This window comes from Tatumella sp. JGM91 (assembly GCF_018257575.1).
GTDB lineage: Bacteria > Pseudomonadota > Gammaproteobacteria > Enterobacterales > Enterobacteriaceae > Tatumella > Tatumella punctata.
Window position 1 is genome coordinate 55,170 of record NZ_JAERJP010000016.1, and the last position, 20,180, is coordinate 75,349.

General features: G+C 50.8%; 18 protein-coding genes. 5 read left to right on the forward strand and 13 right to left on the reverse strand.

The features are described 5' to 3' along the window. Positions 1-8 precede the first annotated feature (8 nt). The 3 genes from tpiA to fpr form a co-directional block, all read right to left on the reverse strand. Positions 9-779, reverse strand: coding sequence for a triose-phosphate isomerase (gene tpiA / locus JK198_RS12030; RefSeq protein WP_212710616.1), 771 nt, complete (start codon positions 777-779; stop codon positions 9-11). A gap of 120 nt (positions 780-899) precedes the next feature. Continuing rightward, positions 900-1,484 (reverse strand): DUF1454 family protein, encoded by a 585-nt coding sequence (locus JK198_RS12035; RefSeq protein WP_212708002.1) that lies wholly within the window; start codon positions 1,482-1,484, stop codon positions 900-902. A gap of 49 nt (positions 1,485-1,533) precedes the next feature. Next, on the reverse strand, positions 1,534-2,280 hold the full coding sequence (gene fpr, locus JK198_RS12040) for a ferredoxin--NADP(+) reductase (protein ID WP_212708001.1): 747 nt from the start codon (positions 2,278-2,280) through the stop codon (positions 1,534-1,536). Positions 2,281-2,576: 296 nt separating this feature from the next. Here fpr and emrD point away from each other — a divergent pair, with 296 nt between their 5' ends. After that, positions 2,577-3,770, forward strand: a complete 1,194-nt coding sequence (gene emrD, locus JK198_RS12045) for a multidrug efflux MFS transporter EmrD (RefSeq protein WP_212708000.1) — start codon at positions 2,577-2,579, stop codon at positions 3,768-3,770. A 7-nt stretch (positions 3,771-3,777) separates the two neighbouring features. Here emrD and glpX read toward each other — a convergent pair whose 3' ends face one another. The 3 genes from glpX to JK198_RS12060 all read right to left on the reverse strand — a co-directional run bounded on the left by glpX (position 3,778) and on the right by JK198_RS12060 (position 7,275). Further along, positions 3,778-4,770, reverse strand: a complete 993-nt coding sequence (gene glpX / locus JK198_RS12050; RefSeq protein ID WP_212707999.1) for a class II fructose-bisphosphatase — start codon at positions 4,768-4,770, stop codon at positions 3,778-3,780. Between the two features lie 102 nt (positions 4,771-4,872). Then, positions 4,873-6,390, reverse strand: a complete 1,518-nt coding sequence (gene glpK / locus JK198_RS12055; RefSeq protein WP_212707998.1) for a glycerol kinase GlpK — start codon at positions 6,388-6,390, stop codon at positions 4,873-4,875. A gap of 30 nt (positions 6,391-6,420) precedes the next feature. Then, the gene (locus JK198_RS12060) at positions 6,421-7,275 is read right to left on the reverse strand and encodes an MIP/aquaporin family protein (RefSeq protein ID WP_212707997.1); all 855 of its coding nucleotides are present in this window, start codon (positions 7,273-7,275) and stop codon (positions 6,421-6,423) included. 422 nt (positions 7,276-7,697) lie between these two features. Here JK198_RS12060 and zapB point away from each other — a divergent pair, with 422 nt between their 5' ends. Beyond that, complete coding sequence (zapB, locus tag JK198_RS12065) at positions 7,698-7,937, forward strand: cell division protein ZapB (protein WP_212707996.1); 240 nt, start codon at positions 7,698-7,700, stop codon at positions 7,935-7,937. Between the two features lie 57 nt (positions 7,938-7,994). Here the strand turns inward: zapB and rraA are convergent, their stop codons facing one another. The 6 genes from rraA to priA form a co-directional block, all read right to left on the reverse strand. Next, a complete protein-coding gene (rraA, locus tag JK198_RS12070; protein WP_212707995.1) occupies positions 7,995-8,501 on the reverse strand; it encodes a ribonuclease E activity regulator RraA in 507 nt (168 codons plus the stop codon). Between the two features lie 401 nt (positions 8,502-8,902). Beyond that, complete coding sequence (gene hslU, locus JK198_RS12075) at positions 8,903-10,234, reverse strand: HslU--HslV peptidase ATPase subunit (RefSeq protein WP_212707994.1); 1,332 nt, start codon at positions 10,232-10,234, stop codon at positions 8,903-8,905. An 11-nt stretch (positions 10,235-10,245) separates the two neighbouring features. Further along, positions 10,246-10,776, reverse strand: a complete 531-nt coding sequence (gene hslV / locus JK198_RS12080; protein WP_087490118.1) for an ATP-dependent protease subunit HslV — start codon at positions 10,774-10,776, stop codon at positions 10,246-10,248. An 86-nt stretch (positions 10,777-10,862) separates the two neighbouring features. After that, entirely contained in the window at positions 10,863-11,798 is a 936-nt protein-coding gene (gene ftsN, locus JK198_RS12085) for a cell division protein FtsN (RefSeq protein WP_212707993.1), read from the reverse strand. A gap of 168 nt (positions 11,799-11,966) precedes the next feature. Next, complete coding sequence (cytR, locus tag JK198_RS12090) at positions 11,967-12,992, reverse strand: DNA-binding transcriptional regulator CytR (RefSeq protein WP_212707992.1); 1,026 nt, start codon at positions 12,990-12,992, stop codon at positions 11,967-11,969. 164 nt (positions 12,993-13,156) lie between these two features. Next, the gene (gene priA, locus JK198_RS12095) at positions 13,157-15,352 is read right to left on the reverse strand and encodes a primosomal protein N' (protein WP_212710605.1); all 2,196 of its coding nucleotides are present in this window, start codon (positions 15,350-15,352) and stop codon (positions 13,157-13,159) included. Between the two features lie 223 nt (positions 15,353-15,575). Here priA and rpmE point away from each other — a divergent pair, with 223 nt between their 5' ends. Then, positions 15,576-15,788 (forward strand): 50S ribosomal protein L31, encoded by a 213-nt coding sequence (gene rpmE, locus JK198_RS12100; RefSeq protein ID WP_212707990.1) that lies wholly within the window; start codon positions 15,576-15,578, stop codon positions 15,786-15,788. 108 nt (positions 15,789-15,896) lie between these two features. Here rpmE and metJ read toward each other — a convergent pair whose 3' ends face one another. After that, positions 15,897-16,214, reverse strand: coding sequence for a met regulon transcriptional regulator MetJ (gene metJ, locus JK198_RS12105; RefSeq protein WP_046791907.1), 318 nt, complete (start codon positions 16,212-16,214; stop codon positions 15,897-15,899). A gap of 263 nt (positions 16,215-16,477) precedes the next feature. Between metJ and metB the strand changes: the two genes are divergently transcribed. Both metB and JK198_RS12115 read left to right on the forward strand, forming a co-directional pair. Then, positions 16,478-17,638 (forward strand): cystathionine gamma-synthase, encoded by a 1,161-nt coding sequence (metB, locus tag JK198_RS12110; RefSeq protein WP_212707989.1) that lies wholly within the window; start codon positions 16,478-16,480, stop codon positions 17,636-17,638. A 2-nt stretch (positions 17,639-17,640) separates the two neighbouring features. Further along, positions 17,641-20,076, forward strand: coding sequence for a bifunctional aspartate kinase/homoserine dehydrogenase II (locus tag JK198_RS12115; protein ID WP_212707988.1), 2,436 nt, complete (start codon positions 17,641-17,643; stop codon positions 20,074-20,076). The last annotated feature ends 104 nt before the right edge of the window (positions 20,077-20,180 follow it).

Genomic DNA, 20,180 nt, shown 5'->3' on the forward strand with positions numbered 1-20,180 from the left:
ATGAGAGATTATCCTGCTTTTTTAGCGGCGGCTGCGGCATTGACGATAGCAGCAAAAGCATCCGCTTTCAGAGATGCTCCGCCTACCAGCGCACCATCGATATCTGGCTGAGTAAATAATTCTGCCGCATTCTTATCATTCACCGATCCGCCGTACTGAATGATGACTTGCCCGGCGATTGCCGCATCTTTTTTGGCGATATGCTGGCGGATAAATTTATGCACTGCCTGCGCCTGCGCCGGGGTTGCTGATTTTCCGGTACCAATTGCCCAGACGGGTTCATAGGCAATCACCGTATCTCTGAAGGCTTCAGCGCCCAGGGTATTAAGCACAGCATCTATCTGGCGGGCACAAACCTCTTCTGTTTTACCGGCTTCATTTTCGGCGTCGGTTTCACCGATACAAAGCACCGGAGTCAGCCCTGTCTGCTTTAATACTGCAAATTTCTTAGCGATAAGCTCGTCACTTTCTTTATGATAGGTACGACGCTCTGAGTGGCCGATAATAATATATTTTGCACCGATATCTTTGAGCATATCGGCAGAGACTTCACCGGTGAAAGCGCCTGAAAGATTGATATCAACGTTTTGCGCGCCGAGAGCAATATGACTTCCGGAGATTGCATGTCTGGCCTGATCGAGATAAATCACCGGCGGGGCAATTGCCACACCACAACCTTCAATACCAGATAATGCTTTACGCAGACCAGCAATCAGTTCGCCAGTCATATGTTTACTACCATTCAGCTTCCAGTTGCCCATAACTAATGGATGTCGCATCATATCCTCCGCGTTACGCGATTCATTGAATACTACTGCCGGCAGGCAATAGTGTCTGTGAAACATTATAAGTCTCAAAAGCACTTACTGCTTTGTTTTTCGTCATGAAACATAAGCAAATCATGAGTTATCGAGCATCAGCCTGACAGGTTCTACTGCCAGAGTTAAACCTTTATCTTCCCGTTCTGCAACCACATAGCGCAGTGCGCCTTCGGCATCAAAATACGTGGTTTTCCCTTTTGCGGCCCGGAGTAATGATTCCAGTTTTTTGGTGCTGTCTTGTTCAGAAAGTTGGGGGGAAAAGAAACGGATCAGCGCCGCCATATAATGTAACGCCAGATCCCGCGAGGCTTTTTCGTCCGCCTGTCTGTGGGGAACCCAGGTGATTTGCAAGGTCTTGATTTTTCCGGTACCGGGTTCGAGTGCGGCAGAAGAATACACTGAGCGGTTTATTCTGCTGGCTGCCAGTACCACAACATTCTGTATCTGACCCGTGTCGACGGTCCGGTATTCGGCAAGAGGCAACTGCGGATTAGCAAGATTAAATTTTTCGCGAAATAACGGGATAGTATCGCTAAATACCGGAGCGCCGGGTTGTACATAAGGGGCTGTCTTCGGTGCTACTGGCGGCGGAGTGGCACAGACGGCCTGTCCTGCCAGTAAAGACATACAGTAGTATAACCAGCGATATATCCTGTTTTTCATCCTGCTATCTCTGAATAGATTTCCGGCGTTTATTGATGTCTGGCCAGTATTACCAGTAATGCTCACTGGTGATATGGCCCGGTTTACGGCGCAGGTGTTTAGTCATATGACGTGTCGATTTTAATACCTGTTGAGTGTCCCTGACCATCTGCGGATTGCCACATAACATTATATGACTGTTATCAGCAGATATCGTCAGTCCGGTTGCCTGTTCCAGCTCACCATTCTCAATCAGCGCCGGGATCCTCCCTGTCAGGCTGCCAGTATTTTCTTCGCGGCTGACGATGGTCTGGATACGCAGTTTCCCATTAAATTGCTGTTGTAACTGCTGCATCAGCGGCAGGTAACTTAAATCTGCGGCATAGCGGGCTGCGTGAACCAGCACGATATTATCGAAACGCTCCAGTCCTGTACCCTGTTGTAATATCGATAAATAAGGACCGATCGCGGTGCCTGTCGACAGCATCCACAGAGTTTCACAATCCGGCAGCTCATCACAGACAAAAAAACCGGCGGCGTCCGCGGTCACCCACAGAGAGTCTCCGGTTTGTAACTGATGCAGGGACGGGCTTAGTTTTCCTTGCGGGACAGTCACCAGATAGAACTCCAGTTCATCATCTGAGGGTGCATTGACGTAAGAATAGGCCCGTTGTACCCGTTCACCGTTGATCTCCAGCGCCAGTTTTGCAAACTGGCCAGCCACAAAGGATCTTACCGGAGCCTTCACTTTCAGGCTGAAAAGCGCTTCTGTCCAGTGTGTTACCGCGATAACTTTACCTTCACACCAGTCGGCCATTACTTGCTCCTCAGTTAACTTCACTTTAGGTTCAGCCTTCATCATCTCTGTCGGCGGGCAGATTTTCCAGCCTTAATCTGCGGGTTAAGCTCATATGGACAAACCTTTGCCATTATTTGCTACGGACTGGCATTAATAATGTACATAAATGGAGAAAAAAGCTGACAGTCGGTACCGGCAAAACTGTGTAACTGAGACATTTTTTATCCGTAAATCGTGGTATTTTACGCTGCTTTTTGGATTATTATTGGCCCGTCTCACTGTTAACCCCTCATGGATAAGAATTAACCGTCAAAATGGAAAAGAATCTTAGTAATAACTCATTAATGTTGCTGTTGGTGGTGCTGGTTGCGGTCGGGCAAATGGCCCAGACCGTATATGTCCCGGCCATGAGTGACATTGCCTTCTCACTTCAGGTAACTACCGGAAGTGTGCAGGGAATCATGGCCGCTTATCTGATTACCTACGGTTTATCCCAGCTATTTTATGGACCACTCTCTGATAGCATCGGTCGCCGGCCAGTGATTCTGGGGGGAATGGTTGTGTTCAGCATCGGTGCGGTGACGGCATTACTGGCCCACTCTATCAGTCAGCTGGTGATTGGCTGCGCTATTCAGGGCCTGGGAACCGGGGTTGCCGGGGTGATGGCCCGGACGTTGCCCAGGGACTTGTATGAGGGAAATCAGCTACGTAAAGCGAACAGTGTCCTGAATATGGGGATCCTGGTCAGCCCGTTGCTGGCTCCGGTTATCGGGGCGATACTGACAAAGTTTTGGGGCTGGCATGCCTGTTTTGCTTTTCTGCTGCTCCTTTGTCTGGGCGTTACGGCCATTATTGCCCGCCGATTGCCGGAAACGCGGCCTGATAATATCGTCCGGCGACCTTTTTTAACCCGTTACTCGTTATTATTGCGTGACAGTGCTTTTCTCCGCTATCTGCTGATTCTGATTGGAGCACTGGCCGGTATTGCTGTGTTTGAGGCGAGTTGCGGCGTACTGATGGGCGGGGTGCTGGGGCTAAACAGTGTCACGGTCAGTATATTATTTATTCTGCCAATTCCGGCGGCTTTTTTCGGTGCCTGGTTTGTCCGCCGTAGTGAAGGTGACTGGCAGCGGCTGATGTGGATAGGTGTCGGTAGCTGTTTGCTAGCAGGAGTACTGATGTGGATCCCCGGCTGGTTTCATGTCATGAATATCTGGACGTTACTGGTCCCGGCATCCCTGTATTTCTTTGGGGCTGGTATGTTGTTTCCTCTGGCAACATCCGGCGCGATGGAACCCTATGCCTGGGTTGCCGGAAGCGCAGGGGCGCTGATTGGCGGATTACAGAATCTGGGGTCCGGCGCTGTCGCGTGGCTGTCAGCACGTTTACCACAAAACGATCAGTTCAGCCTGGGGATGCTGATGTTTATGACTGCGCTGATTATGCTGTTATGCTGGTGGTCACTGTCACGGCATCGCGAAAGTGACCACCAGATTGTGACCGGGTAACCGGCAATCAGGACTGCTGGTCCGGGGCCAGCCGATGTACTGACTGGATCCTACGAACAGTCCCTGTTTTTCCGCGAATTAACAGGGACTCACTGGTAGCGATATGACCTTTACGGGTGATCCCTTTCAGTAAATCCCCGTCAGTGATACCGGTCGCAGAAAAAATAATATCATCATCGCTGACCATATGTTGCAGGGTCAGGCGCTGGCGGGTATCAATGCCCATTTCTTTGCAGCGAGCCAGTTCCTGCTCACCCAGTCGCCGGTTTTCCGGGGTATCTCCTTTCACCTGATGCCTTGGCAGCAGACGGCTTTGCATATCACCACCCAGTGCGGAGATCACCGCCGCCGAAATAACTCCCTCCGGAGCTCCACCAATCCCATACATAACATCTACCTCACTGTCCGGCATACAGGTCAGGATTGAGGCAGCAACATCACCATCTGGGAAAGCAAATACTTTAAGCCCGGCCTGATGGAGACTGGTAATGATAGTTTCATGCCGTGGCTTTGCTAACACCGCTACGGTCAGGTCTGAAAGTGGTTTTTTCAGTGCGCGGGCAATAGCCTGAAGGTTGGTCTCCAGTGGCAGATTAAGGTCGATACATCCCCTGGCTTCCGGGCCGGTCACCAGTTTCTCCATATACATATCAGGGGCGTGGAGAAAACTGTCTTTATTACCGACGGCCATAACGGTCAGAGCATTAGACTGACCCATTGCCGTCATTCGGGTGCCTTCTATCGGATCAACGGCAATATCGACCTCTTCCCCTTGTCCGCTTCCCACTTGCTCACCAATGTATAACATCGGTGCTTCATCTATCTCACCTTCACCAATAACTATCCGGCCGCGGATATCCAGACGGTTAAGCATCGCCCGCATAGCATTCACGGCAGCGCCGTCAGCAAGGTTTTTATCACCGCGACCCAGCCAGGCATGTCCTGCCAGGGCTGCGGCTTCAGTGACCCGTGAAAATTCGAGAGCAAGTTCGCGTTTCATAATCTGTCTTATCAGAAAGAAAAGGGGAATCAGTGTAGCACAAGGGCAGGGGGACTGAATTGACCCTGAAAGCCCGTAACGCAGTTACGGGCGGAGTCTCAGTTATTCCTCGTTTTCATCTTCCCAGCGCAGGGCTCGGGATACGGCTTTTTTCCAGCCGGCATAGCGGTAGTTACGCTCAGTAGTTTCGATGGAAGGACGGAACTCACGTTCAATGACTGACTTAGCTCGAACTTCGTCCAGGTCTTTCCAGAAACCGACAGCCAGACCGGCAAGGTAGGCAGCGCCTAATGCTGTCACTTCACGGACTTGCGGACGCTCAACTCTGGCACCGAGAATATCTGACTGGAATTGCATCAGGAAGTTATTTGCTACCGCGCCGCCATCTACCCGTAAGGACTGCAGTCGTGTGCTGGCATCGTTTTGCATTGCTTCCAGTACGTCACGTGTCTGGTAGGCAATTGATTCCAGAGTTGCCCGGATAATATGGTTCGCATTGGTGCCGCGTGTCAGGCCAAAGATAGCGCCGCGGGCATAGGGGTCCCAGTACGGGGCACCGAGGCCGGTAAACGCCGGCACCATATACACACCGTTTGAATCCTTCACTTTCGTTGCAAAATACTCAGAATCCAGCGCTTCAGAGAATAATTTCATCTCATCCCGCAGCCACTGAATAGAGGCGCCACCGATAAACACCGCCCCTTCCAGGGCATAGTTCACTTCACCGCGCGGACCGCAGGCAATAGTCGTTAGTAAACCATGGGTTGAGGTAACCGCTTCGGTACCGGTATTCATTAACATAAAACAACCGGTGCCATAGGTATTTTTAGCCATCCCGGGCTGTACACATAGCTGACCATACAGTGCTGCCTGCTGATCGCCGGCGATCCCGGCGATCGGTATGCGGGTCCCGCCTTTACCCCCGATATTGGTCTGACCATAAATTTCTGAAGAGGACTTCACTGCCGGTAACATTTCCCGCGGAATATCGAGAATCTCCAGCATACGGTTGTCCCACTGTAGCTTATGGATATCGAACATCATGGTACGTGATGCATTGGTAAAATCAGTGATATGTACACGTCCCTGGGTCATCTTCCATACCAGCCAGGTATCTACAGTACCAAACAGAAGTTCCCCACGTTTTGCGCGTTCACGTGCCCCCTCAACATGATCCAGAATCCATTTCACTTTGGTTCCGGAAAAATAAGGATTGATCACCAGGCCGGTCGTTTGCTGTATATACTGTTCCAGTCCTTCTTTTTTCAGTTTTGAACAGTAATCTGCCGTACGTGGATCCTGCCAGACAATGGCATTGTAGACAGGTTTTCCGGTTTTTTTGTCCCAGACAATCGTGGTTTCACGCTGGTTAGTGATACCGATAGCTGCAATCTGATCCGACCGGATATCGGCATGTGCCAGTACTTCAATCAGCGTCGAACTCTGTGAAGCCCAGATATCCATCGGGTCATGTTCTACCCAGCCGGTCTTCGGATAAATCTGGCTAAATTCACGTTGTGAAACAGCAATAATATTTGCATCGTGATCCATAACTACGGCCCGTGAACTGGTGGTTCCCTGATCCAGGGCAACAATGTATTTATTTTCAGCGTTTGTCATAATCTGTTCCTGGTGAAGTCGTTGTTAAGTTTACGCTTTATGCTGTTCAGCGCGTGACAGTGACTGTTCTGATTCTGTGCTGGCCGGTGTTATGTTGTTTGAGGGTAAATAACGCCCGACGCAATTACGGTAAATAAAAGCGCCGACACAAGCCCCGATCAGTGGTCCGAAAATCGGTACCAGAAAGTAAGGAATGGTTTTTCCTCCGGTAAAAGCAATTTCGCCCCACCCGGCGAGAGCGGTAAACATTTTAGGGCCGAAATCACGTGCCGGGTTTAAAGCAAAACCGGTCAGAGGGCCCATTGCCGCGCCAATCACCGCGACCAGTAACCCAATCAGCAGAGGGGCTAACGGGCCACGTGGTAAGCCGTTACCATCATCTGTCAGCGCCATAATCATTCCCATCAGTACTGCGGTAATGACCAGCTCAACAAAGAATGCCTGCACTACGCTGATACCCGGATGCGGGTAGGTAGAAAAGACCCCTGCAAGCCCGAGACTTTCGGTACTGCCACGCACTATCTGATGTGCCTGCTCAAAATCAATAAACAGGCTGCGGTATAATCCGTATACCAACGCTGCAGCACAGAATGCACCGGCAACCTGTGCAACAATATAGGGAATGACTTTACGGCCTTCAAAGTGACCAAACAGGCACAAAGCAACAGTGACTGCCGGATTGAGGTGTGCTCCGGAAATACCTGCACTGACATAAACACCCATTGAAACTGCCAGGCCCCAGACGATGCAAATTTCCCATTGCCCAAAGCTGGCTCCGGCGACTTTTAGCGCGGCAACGCAGCCGGCACCAAAAAAAAGAATCAAACCGGTACCTATGAATTCGGCGATACACTGGCCTGTGAGCGTGCTTGTCGTTTGACTCATGATTGATTCCTTAAACGAGGTTAAATTTATCGGTGTTGTGTACCCATTCCCTGAGTTACCCGACTTTCTTAGAGGGTTAGGTTAAATTTATCGTTAACGCGCATAAACGATAAATACCGAACTTAAAATTTGTGTGTCATGTCAAATAAAATGAGCGAAATCGCGTATTTTGTTGCCATATTGTCATTAATGATTGCTTGTGGCGGCGTGATTTTTTACGGCAACGAGGAAAGTCCGGCGGTTTTTATAGAAAATATATGCCAAAAATGTTACAGACTGCTCCTGAAGTTACCCGGTAACTGGACTTGCGCGATCAGGCTTCATACAATCGTGTTATCGTAGCCAGCTACTGAAATTTTACAGGGTTTGTCAGGATGGTAGCCGGCACATCAACGCCTTGCGATATAGGAGAGGTTATAAAAATGTCATTTGAAATGTTCGAAAAACTGGAAGCCAAAGTACAGCAGGCGATTGATACTATCACCCTGTTGCAGATGGAAATTGAAGAGCTGAAAGAACAAAACAGCACACTGAAGCAGGAAGCATTACAGGTTGCCGGTAATCACGACGCATTAACGCGTGAAAATCAGCAGTTAAAAGAAGAACAACAACAATGGCAGGAGCGTTTACGTACCCTGCTGGGAAAAATGGATGAGGTTTAATTCTGTCGAGGAATAAACCGGAAGTCGGGTGCTGCGGCACCCGGTTTACCTGCGGTTTTACTCTGCATCCTCATCCTGTTCTTCAGCGACCAGTGCGTTTTCGGACAAAATAATACCAGTATTATCTGCGTACAGATAATCACCGGAGAAAAAGGTCACTCCGCCAAAGTTTACCCGGATATCACTTTCGCCCGGACCTTCGCCTGCTGCACCGACAGGAATAGCCGCCATCGCCTGGATGCCGATATCAAGTTCTTCAAGTTCGTCGACCTGACGTACCGAACCGTAAACAACAATGCCTTCCCATTCATTTTGCGTGGCCAGTTGTGCCAGTTGTGCATCAATCAGAGCACGTCTGACTGAACCACCGCCATCGACAACCAGCACCCGCCCGAGTCCATTTTCTTCGAGTACATCATAAAGCAGACCATTGTCTTCGAAGCATTTGACGGTAGTTATCTGACCACCAAAAGAAGTGCGTCCGCCAAAATTTGAAAACAAGGGTTCAACAACATTCACTTCTTCATGGTAAATATCACAAAGTTCGGAGGTATCGTATTTCATAGCGGTATCATCTGTTTGCCAGAGGTGGATAAAGTATATCGCGTTCTTTCTGAAGATAGCAAAAAAGCCAGCCGTGGCTGCAGGCCGGGATAAGTGATCCATCATCACATTACAGATGAATAATAAATTGGTCAGAAATGCCATTTTTCTGGTCATCACGACTATTCACTGATATCAGCCGGTAAGAGAGGCGGGGAAACAAAATAATGATGCCGTCCGTCTGCAAGATACCGGCAGAAAAAATGGCGGAGAGATAAATCCTGCAGTGAGCGTGAGAAACTCTGAGGGTAAATAACAGTAAAAATGTGTATCAGCAGTGGTTAACGGGAGGCTGTGCATCGGGTGAAAACAGATCTCTGCCCGGAGACAGAGATCGGGTGATAAGAGCACGGTAAATTAAATTACAGAATAAAACGGCTCAAATCTTCATCAGCAACCAGTTTATCAAGGTGAGAACTCACATAACCGGCATCAATTGTCACTGACTCACCAGGGCGTTCGCTGGCATCGAAAGAGATTTCTTCCATCAGCTTTTCCAGCACGGTGTACAGACGACGAGCACCGATATTTTCGGTGGTCTCATTGACCTGCCATGCAGCTTCAGCAATACGACGAATGCCATCATCGCTGAACTCCACTGTCACACCTTCTGTTGCCATCAACGCTTTGTACTGTACCGTCACGGAAGCACTTGGCTCTGTCAGAATACGTTCAAAGTCATTAACGGTCAGTGCCTGAAGTTCGACACGGATAGGCAAACGTCCCTGCAGTTCAGGGATCAGGTCTGACGGGCTGGCGACCTGGAATGCACCTGATGCGATAAACAGAATATGATCGGTTTTCACCATTCCGTGTTTTGTCGAAACGGTACATCCTTCGACTAAGGGCAGCAAATCACGTTGCACACCTTCACGCGAAACATCCGGACCGGATGCCTGGCCACGCTTACAGATCTTATCGATTTCATCAATAAATACGATGCCATGTTGTTCTACCGCATCGATAGCTTCCTGCTTCAGTTCTTCAGGATTCACCAGTCTGGCGGCTTCTTCTTCGATCAGTAACTTCAGAGCATCTTTTATTTTCAGCTTACGGGATTTCTGTTTTTGTCCGCCCATGTTCTGGAACATAGACTGCAGCTGGCTGGTCATCTCTTCCATGCCGGGAGGCGCCATGATTTCAACATCCATCGGAGATGCAGCGAGATCGATTTCAATCTCTTTATCATCCAGCTGTCCTTCACGCAGTTTTTTGCGGAAAGACTGGCGTGCGGCAGAAGGCTCACTATTTTGCTCTGACTGTCCCCAGTTATTTTTTGCCGGTGGGATCAGTACATCCAGAATGCGTTCTTCAGCCTGTTCTTCGGCACGGGATTTATTGCGCTCAATTGCCTGGCTGCGTACCATTTTGACTGCAGCATCGGTTAAGTCACGGATAATCGAGTCGACCTCTTTTCCGACATAACCCACTTCGGTAAATTTTGTCGCCTCGACTTTAATAAAAGGTGCATTTGCCAGCTTCGCCAGGCGCCGGGCGATTTCTGTTTTACCTACCCCTGTCGGGCCGATCATCAGAATATTTTTAGGGGTCACTTCGTGACGCAGCTCGGCATCCAGCTGCATACGACGCCAGCGGTTACGCAGGGCGATAGAGACAGCACGCTTTGCGCCATCCTGACCAATGATGAACTTATTCAGTTCACTTACAATTTCGCGAGGAGTCATTTCAGACATAGTAAAAATCCTTACGTCCTGGACGTCAGTTCTTCAATGGTGACGTTATGGTTGGTGTAGATACAAATATCACCTGCGATATCCAGTGCTTTTTCGGTAATCTCACGGGCACTGAGTTCACTGTTTTCCAGCAGTGCACGTGCTGCGGCCTGAGCATAGGGTCCGCCGGACCCGATAGCGATCAAATCATTTTCAGGCTGGATCACATCACCATTACCACTGATAATCAGAGAGGCATTTTCATCGGCTACCGCCAGCAGAGCTTCCAGACGGCGTAGCATACGGTCGGTACGCCAGTCTTTAGCCAGCTCTACGGCAGCTTTAACCAGATGTCCCTGGTGCATTTCCAGCTTGCGCTCAAACAGTTCAAACAGGGTGAAAGCATCGGCGGTGCCGCCGGCAAAACCGGCAATGACTTTGTCGTTATACAGGCGACGTACTTTTTTGACGTTACCCTTCATTACTGTATTACCAAGAGTAGCCTGGCCGTCACCACCAATCACTACCTGGCCATTGCGTCGAACACTTACAATCGTTGTCACGGGCCGCCCCTTTTTAGATCAAGAAAAAAACTCCGCGCAGTACGCGGAGTCACTTAAGGGGGTATATGGGGGAGGATTGAAGGCTTTCAACCCCCGGCAGAAAGAGTAATACAGTTTGTATGGCCAGAACCGCGCAGTTGTCTGACAATACTGTCCACCTTAGCCCTGTCCTGATACGGTCCGATCACTACCCGGTTCCAGCCCCCGCCGGTGGTAATCCGGCTTTCAAAGCCTTCAAAGGCCAGAGAGGCTCGTACAGACTCTGCCGGTGCGCTGCCTTTGAATGAACCGCATTGTATCAGCCAGTGTTTTCCTGGTGTGGCTGCCGGCTGTTTGCTGACAGGTGCTGCCGCAGGCGCAGTGACAGCCGGAGTGCTGGTCTGTGCATGACCCACTGCCGGTTGTTGTGCCTGCTGCTGGCGATCAGCACGTTGTTGCCTTTCTGCCTGTTGTTGCCGCTCCAGACGCTGTTGTTTTTCAAGGCGCTGTTGGCGCTCTGCCTGTAGCAACTGTTGTTGCTGATAGGTTTTCTGTTGTTGCAGGGTTGCAGCCTGCTGACGCAGTGTCTGTTGCTGTTGTGCCGGGGTTTGCTGATTCCACGGTACTTCATTGAGTTGCGTCGGCTGCTGGCGCATATCTGCGGCCATCTGCTCCAGTAACTGGCGCTGCTCATCAGTTAACTGGGTCTGTGATTTTATCTCTCCCCCTGCAGAAGGCTCGGTCGGAACCGGCACAGTGGTCTGGCGATTCTCCAGTTCTTTTATATACTTCCAGCGTTCTTCCGGTTTAGGAGGTAAGCCATTACCGGCATTTTTATGCGGTATAACTTCCGGTACTTCTTCTTTTTTATGATGGGTTATAAACCACAGACCGCCGGCAAAAGTGACCAGTACAGCAACAGCCAGTACGATCATCTGTTTTGGTAATCCCGGGCGGGTCTTGCCCTTTTTACCCCGAGGAGCGTTTTTCCTACGCTGCGTCCCTGTTGAACGCCCGCGGCCTACATAGTCTTTTTGTGCCACATTCGTTCCGATAAGTTATACATCAGTCTGGCGGGCGAACAGCCCAGATCTTTATATTTAATCGCAATAACTCCGTCATTTTACTCAAGGGGATGAACTTTGACCAGTAAACTCTGCCTGAGTTATTGCCTGAAAAATCTCGTCAGCGCGGACGGTTGTACTCCATTGTTACGCCGGTGCTAACGTCGACTGGCGAACGACCAGGCTGGCTTCCAGTAACCGGGAGCCGCCATTGATTCGTTCTCCTTTGATGATTTCAATTAATAACGTCGCCGCTTCGCAGCCGATCTGAAAACGGGGCTGAGAAATGGTAGTCAGTGGCGGATGACTGTACCGGGCTATATCAATATCATCAAAACCGATAACAGATAATTGCTGCGGTATTCGGATACCCAGTAATGAAGCCTGATGCATAACACCCAGTGCCATCAGATCGTTATGACAAAATACAGCATCAGGGGGATCCGGTAATCGCATCAGCCGGGATAGGGCGTCTCTGCCCGAGTCAAAGCTGAAATCACCACGGGCCAGATAATGGGGATTAATGTCAATATTGTGACGTCTCAGGGCCTGAATATAGCCTTGCTTACGATACTGGCAGTGAGAGATCGACTCGGGACCTGTCACACAGGCGATCTTTTTAACCCCCGTGTTTAACAGATAGCTGACGGCATTGAAGGCCGAAGTCAGGTTATCGATATGTACGGTCGGGTAGTCCAGATCGGCAGAAAATTCGTTAGCCATCACCAGTGGGGGTAATTGATCACGATGGACCAGTTCGTGTAATGGAGGGACCTGAGAACCCAGCAGCAGTAACCCGTCTATCTGCCGCGTCAGTATTTGTTCCAGAAAACCCACTTCCTGTAAATTCTGATGGGCACAGTCACCGATTAACACCAGATACCCCTCAGCCGCTGCAGTGATCTCGATACCGCGGATCATTTCATAGAAAAACGGGTCACATATATCAGGAACGAGAATTAACAGCGTCCGGGAGTCATTTCTTTTTTGTTGCCTGGGAAGCAGGGCAGACGAATAGCCCAGTCCGGCCATCGCCTGTATCACTTTCTGACGTGCTGAAACCGACACTTTTTCCGGAGAGGCCAGGGCACGTGAAACAGTGGCTGTTGAAACACCGGCTCTTTCGGCAACATCTTTCATGGTGGCACGAGTCGGTGGTGGATTCTGTTTCAAAGCATAAACTCCCGGCAGTCAGTTAGTCATCAGATAAGGCGGTACACAACACCGCAGCTACGGCTATTGTTAGCAGATTATCTGCCGCCTCCGTTACCAGATTTGCAATAAATCACTCAGTCAGTGATGTATTTTCGTACTGTATCGCACATTGATAATGACCGTCAGTTTTCTGTCGGGTCGATATCCAGGGTCCATTTCATTTTCCGTAATGCCGGTAATGCTGTCACCAGCGGCAGTGTGTGGCTCAGAATACGTTGCAGTTGTTTACGTGAGGTATGTTGTAATAATAGTTGCCAGCGCCAGCGGCCGTTTCTTTTTGACTGCAATGCCGGCACCGGCCCCATAATCCAGAAATGATCATCTTTTAGCGGACTGGCCTCCAGCAGATTACGCAACTGCAGCAGAAACTGTTCTGCCTGCTGGTTATCCGCGTCATCAGCACGAAACAGGGCGTGGCTGGAGTAGGGCGGCAGGCTGACCAGCTTTCTTTCCTGCAATGTCTGGCGGGCAAAGGAGAAATATCCCTCATATAACAGGGTATGTAATAGCGGGTGTTCCGGGTGGTGGGTCTGTAATACAACCTCACCTTGTTTCCCTGCCCGTCCTGCCCTGCCTGCAACCTGGGTATACAACTGGGCAAAACGCTCTGCGGCCCGGAAATCGGCAGAAAACAGTGCACCGTCTGCATCGAGCAGGGCAACCAGAGTGACATCCGGAAAATGGTGACCTTTGGCCAGCATTTGTGTTCCTGCAAGAATACGGGCCCCTCCCCGATGAATATCGTCCAGATGTTGTTCCAGTGTGCCTTTACGGCTGGTGGTATCACGGTCTACCCGGGTGACCGGTATCCCGGGAAATAATGTTTTTAGCTGTTCTTCCAGCTGTTCTGTCCCCATCCCCACCGGCATCAGATGTGTTGAACCACACTGAGGGCACTGGTAAGGCAGGGGCCGCTGGCTGTCACAGTGATGACAGCGCAGCAAACGTTGTTGCTGATGGAAGGTATAGTAATGCTCACAGCGCTGGCACTCGGCCAGCCATCCGCAGTCATGACAAAGTAAGGCCGGCGCATAACCCCGTCGGTTGAGGAACAGCAGCACCTGATTATCAGCCTGAAGATGCTGACGCATTTTATTGATCAATACCGGGGAAAGTCCTGACTGTAAACATACACCCTTTAAGTCGATAAGCTGCTGCAGCGCAGGGCGCGCATTACCGGCACGTTTTGTCAGCGTTAACTGGCGATACTTTCCGGTGTCGACATTATGCAGTGTTTCCAGCGCCGGGGTCGCTGAACCGAGGACAACCGGTATATTTTCCTGATGTGCGCGGAAGACCGCTAAGTCCCTGGCATGGTAGCGCCATCCTTCCTGTTGCTTATAAGAGCTGTCATGCTCTTCATCAATAATGATGACCCCTGGTCTGGCCAGCGGAGTAAACAGTGCCGAGCGGGTACCGATAATAATTGCCGACTCCCCCCGGCCAGCCCGCAGCCAGACATTTAACCGCTCGCTGTCATTCAGCGCAGAATGAAGTACATCGACAGGGGCATGAAAACGTTCACGGAACCGGGCGATAGTCTGGGGTGTCAGGCCGATTTCGGGAACCAGCACTAAGGCCTGTTTACCTTCGGCCAGAATATTTTCCAGCACACTGAGGTAAACTTCGGTTTTTCCTGAGCCGGTAATACCCGCCAGCAACCAGGCCGCATATTGGTTATCCAGGCTGCGGATCGCGCCGACAGCCGTTGCCTGTTCGGTGTTTAACCTCAGGCGTTCACCCTTTACCCGATAGTCTTTACGCCAGTCTGTGAGTTGCGGAGGGATTTCGCTCAGTTCACACAGGCCTTTTTTACGTAAGGCTTGCAATACCGCATCACTCAGATCGTGCTGACTGAGCTCATGGCGCTGCAAAGGAGCACTACGCAGAGCAGAAAGGGCCTGTTGTTGTTTTACTGCCCGTTTCAGGCTTTCCGGGGCGGTGATTTTTCCTTGTTCGGTCAGTGACCATTGCCAGCCTGAAGGGGGAACGGCCGGGCGACCCTGACGGAGTAATACCGGTAATGCATGGAAGAGAACCTCGCCGACCGGATAGTGGTAATACCCCGTGGCCCAGTTCAGCAGTTTCCATAATGATTCCGTAAATATATTTTGCGGATCAATCACTGCATCAATCGTTTTCAGCTGTGCTTCAGGCAGCTCACTCTGGGCGGTTACCGCATACACAATCCCCGTCATTTTCCGGTGACCAAATGTCACACTGACTCTGCTGCCTGTTACCGGCACCGGGCCTGCCGGTGCAAGATAATCAAACAGACGAGGCAGAGGGACAGGAAGTGCGACCTTAATGACAGGCATTCAGTAGGCTCCGGCGAATCAAAATTGTAGTGTACACGGTGAATCCTGTCGCTGGCATGGTTAATTTATTTGCATCATATCAATGAGGTTCTGTATAATATAGCGCCGCTGTTGCTTGTAACGGCAGCAGTGCATCAAAAAAACATTCTTTTTTAACCGCGTGTGGTGCTGTGCAGGTTCGCCTGGCACGGAGAGCGACACGGCCTTCTACAGAGGTTCTCCCATGAAACAAGGTATTCACCCGGAATATAAAGCAGTCACCATTACCTGCTCTTGCGGTAACGTTATCAACACTCACTCTACCATGGGTCACGATGTGAACCTGGACGTATGTGGTAAATGCCACCCGTTCTACACTGGTAAACAGCGTGTTGTTGACACCGGTGGTCGTGTTGAACGTTTCAACAAACGTTTCAGCATCCCGGGTTCAAAATAAGTTTCTGACAGACGAGTCTGCGGATTCGGATGTAAAAAACCCGGCATTGCCGGGTTTTTTTTACCTTTTTTTACTCAGCAAAGAGTAAAACGCAGAAATTTCCCGCGATCAATATTCCCATTTATCCGGGTCAATGCCCATTTCACGCATGATGACTTTCGCTTCTTCCGGAATCTCGTCGCCACGCTCTTTCCGCAGATCATTATCATCCGGTAACGGTTGTCCGGTAAATGCATGCAAAAATGCCTCACACAGCAATTCACTGTTGGTGGCATGGCGCAGGTTGTTTACCTGGCGGCGAGTCCGCTCATCAGTCAGAATTTTAAGTACTTTCAGAGGGATAGAGACGGTAATTTTCTTTACCTGCTCACTTTTTTTGCCATGCTCAGCATAAGGGCTGATATATTCGGCATTCCATTCAGCCATGGGGTACCTTAATTAATAAAAAGTTAACTTGCCGGGTTCAGCTAATTATGCCAGATATCTGCATTATAGTTTTGCCTCAACAGGTAAATGGTTAACTGTCATAGTAGCAATTATGGCGATATCTGACTTTACCGGCTAATTTTAGCGTTTCTTGCTCTATTGCTCAATCTGTACTCACAGACATTTAGATGTCTAGATGTGTTGACGTCCAATGCATGGGTGTTATTCTGTACGCCTTTCCCCTTTTCAGTGAAAAATACGCCATGACACATAAGCAAGCGACCATCGCAGTCCGTAGCGGTTTGAATGATGACGAGCAATATGGCTGCGTAGTGCCGCCAATTCATCTTTCCAGTACCTATAATTTTGTGGATTTTAATCAGCCAAGAGCCCACGATTATTCACGCCGCGGAAATCCGACCCGTGATGTGGTACAGCAGGCGCTGGCAAAACTGGAAGGCGGCGCCGGGGCGGTGTTAACCAATACCGGAATGTCGGCGATCCTGCTGGTGACCACAGTTTTTCTGAAACCGGGAGATTTACTGGTCGCTCCTCACGATTGCTATGGTGGCAGCTATCGGTTATTCGATAGCCTGAGTAAGCGCGGTGCTTTCAGGGTTAAATTTGTCGATCAGGGGGATCCTCAGGCACTGGCGGAAGCAATGGCTGAAGGCCCGAAACTGGTACTGGTAGAAAGTCCGAGTAATCCGCTGTTACGGGTAGTGGATATTGAAGCTATTTGCCGGGCGGCCAAAGCAGCCGGAGCGGTCTCGGTAGTTGACAATACTTTCCTCAGCCCGGTATTACAGAATCCGCTATCACTGGGGGCCGATCTGGTGGTGCATTCCTGCACCAAATACCTGAACGGACACTCTGATGTGGTCGCGGGCACCGTGATTGCAAAAGACCCTGAACGGGTCACTGAACTGGCGTGGTGGGCGAACAATATTGGTGTGACCGGCGCTGCATTTGACAGTTATCTGTTGTTACGCGGATTACGTACCCTCGGGCCGAGGATGGCGGCTGCCCAGCGTAATGCACAGGCGATTGTTGATGCGCTGAAGAAACAACCGCTGGTGAAAAAACTGTATCATCCTTCGCTGCCTGACAACCCGGGCCATGAATTTGCCCGGCGTCAACAGAGGGGTTTTGGCGCTATGCTAAGCTTCGAACTCGATGGCGACGAACAGACCGTGAGAACCTTTCTGAAATCACTCTCCTTGTTTACACTGGCGGAGTCACTGGGTGGTGTGGAAAGCCTTATTTCTCACGCTGCAACCATGACCCATGCCGGTATGTCATCTGAGGCGCGGGCTGCGGCAGGTATTTCTGATACTTTATTGCGGGTATCTGTCGGTATCGAAGACCATGAAGATTTAGTTGCTGACCTGGAAAATGCATTTCGGGTGGCAGCAAAGGGGTAAGCATGACAATTTCATCAGACTGTGTGGCGTCCGGAATGAGACAACTGCATAAATTCGGGGGCAGCAGCCTGGCTGACGCAAAATGTTATCAGCGGGTCGCCGGGATTATGGCGGAGTATAGCCACCCCGGCGACCTGATGGTGGTGTCTGCCGCAGGAAGTACCACCAATCAACTGATTAGCTGGCTGAAACTCAGTAACACAGACCGCCTGTCTGCGCATCAGGTTCAGCAAAATTTACGTCGTTTTCAGACCGGACTGATGAGCAGCGTTCTGCCGGCCGAACAGGCAGACCCCTTGATTCAGACGTTTATTCATGACCTTGAACGTCTGGCAGTCCTGCTGGACAGCCCCGTCACCGATGCTGTCTATGCTGAAGTCGTGGGACATGGTGAAATCTGGTCAGCACGTTTAATGGCGGCGTTGTTATCACAGCAGGATATGAATACTCGCTGGCTGGATGCCCGGCAATTTTTATATGCAGAGCGTTCAGCCCAGCCGGAAGTGAATGAGACGGAATCCCGTCAGCGGTTGCAGCAGCTGCTGGCGGAATGCGCAGGTCAGCGGGTAGTGATCACCGGTTTTATTGCGCGTAACCAGGCAGGAGAAACTGTATTGCTGGGGCGTAACGGTTCTGACTATTCTGCTACCCAGATTGGCGCCCTGGCCGGGGCAGGGCGGGTGACTATCTGGAGTGATGTTGCCGGGGTGTACAGTGCTGACCCGCGGAAAGTCTCTGATGCCTGCCTGTTACCTTTGCTGAGACTGGATGAAGCCAGTGAGCTCGCCAGGCTGGCGGCGCCTGTATTGCATACCCGTACTCTGCAACCGGTTTCTGCCAGTGATATTGATCTGCAGTTACGTTGCAGTTATCAGCCTGAGCAGGGATCGACGCGTATTGAGCGGGTACTTGCTTCCGGCACCGGTGCCCGTATTGTTACCAGCCATGATGATGTGTGTCTGATTGAAATTGAAATCGCGAAGCAGCATGACTTTGCTGCCCTGAAAAAAGAGGCTGAACTGCTGCTGGCCCGTGCTCAGCTGCGCCCTCTTGCCAGCGGAACGCATCCGGATCGCTACCTGCTACAACTCTGCTATACCTCGGAAGTGGTGGACAGTGCACTGGCTTTGCTGCAGAGCAGCGGCCTGCCGGTAAATGTCCGTTTACGTAACGGGCTGGCACTGGTCGCTATGGTCGGGGCCGGTGTCGTCCGCAATCCGTTACATGCCCACCGTTTCTGGCAGCAAATCAAGGACCAGCCGGTCGAGTTTGTCTGGCAGTCAGAGCAAAATATCAGCCTGGTTGCGGTATTGCGTTGCGGGCCGACACAGCACCTGATACAGGGGCTCCATCAGTCGCTGTTCGGCGCGGAGAAACGTATCGGGCTGGTTCTGTTTGGTAAAGGGAATATAGGTTCACGCTGGCTGGAATTATTTGCCCGTGAACAGGAAAACCTGTCCGGACGAACCGGCTTTGAGTTTGTGCTGGCCGGTGTGGCCGACAGCCGGAAAAGCCTGCTGAATTATGAAGGGCTGGATGCCAGCCGTACCCTGGCTTTTTTTGAGGATGAATCAGAGCTTCGTGATGAAGAGTCACTATTCTTATGGATGCGGGACCATCCTTTTGATGACCTTGTCGTACTGGATGTTACCGCCGACAGCCGTATTGCTGAGCAGTATCTGGATTTCGCCAGTTACGGCTTTCATGTGATTAGTGCTAACAAAGTGGCCGGTTCATCAGACAGTACTCACTGGCGCCAAATTCGCGATGCCTTCAAACGGACAGGGCGTCACTGGTTATACAATGCTACTGTCGGCGCAGGGTTACCGATTAACTATGCCGTACGTGATCTGCGGGATAGCGGTGACTCAATATTGTCCCTCAGTGGTATTTTTTCCGGCACCTTATCGTGGTTATTCCTGCAATATGACGGAACGGTACCTTTTACCGAGCTGGTCGACCAGGCCTGGCAGCAGGGGCTGACAGAGCCTGATCCGCGGGTAGACCTCTCAGGGCAGGATGTTATGCGCAAGCTGGTGATCCTTGCCCGTGAAGCTGGTTATGATATTGAGCCGCATCAGGTCAGGGTAGAATCCCTGGTACCGGAGCATTGCGCTGAAGCATCGGTTGATCATTTCTTTGAAAATGCGGATGAACTGGATGAGCAAATGCTGCAACGCTATGAGGCAGCGGCTGAGATGGGTCTGGTACTGCGTTATGTCGCACGGTTTGATGCCAGCGGTAAAGCCAGAGTCGGAGTTGAAGCCGTCAGGTCTGATCACCCGCTCGCGGCCTTACTACCCTGTGATAATGTGTTTGCGATTGAAAGTCGCTGGTACCGGGATAATCCGTTGATTATCCGCGGCCCGGGTGCCGGACGTGATGTCACCGCAGGGGCGATCCAGTCGGATATCAACCGGCTGGCCCAGTTACTCTGATCTGTGTCGGGCAGAGTGATTCTCTGCCCTTATTTTTTCCTGCTGCCAGAGGTCTTGCTGGCCTGTATCACGCCCCCCCACCTGCACCCTGTATGAATTTCCGT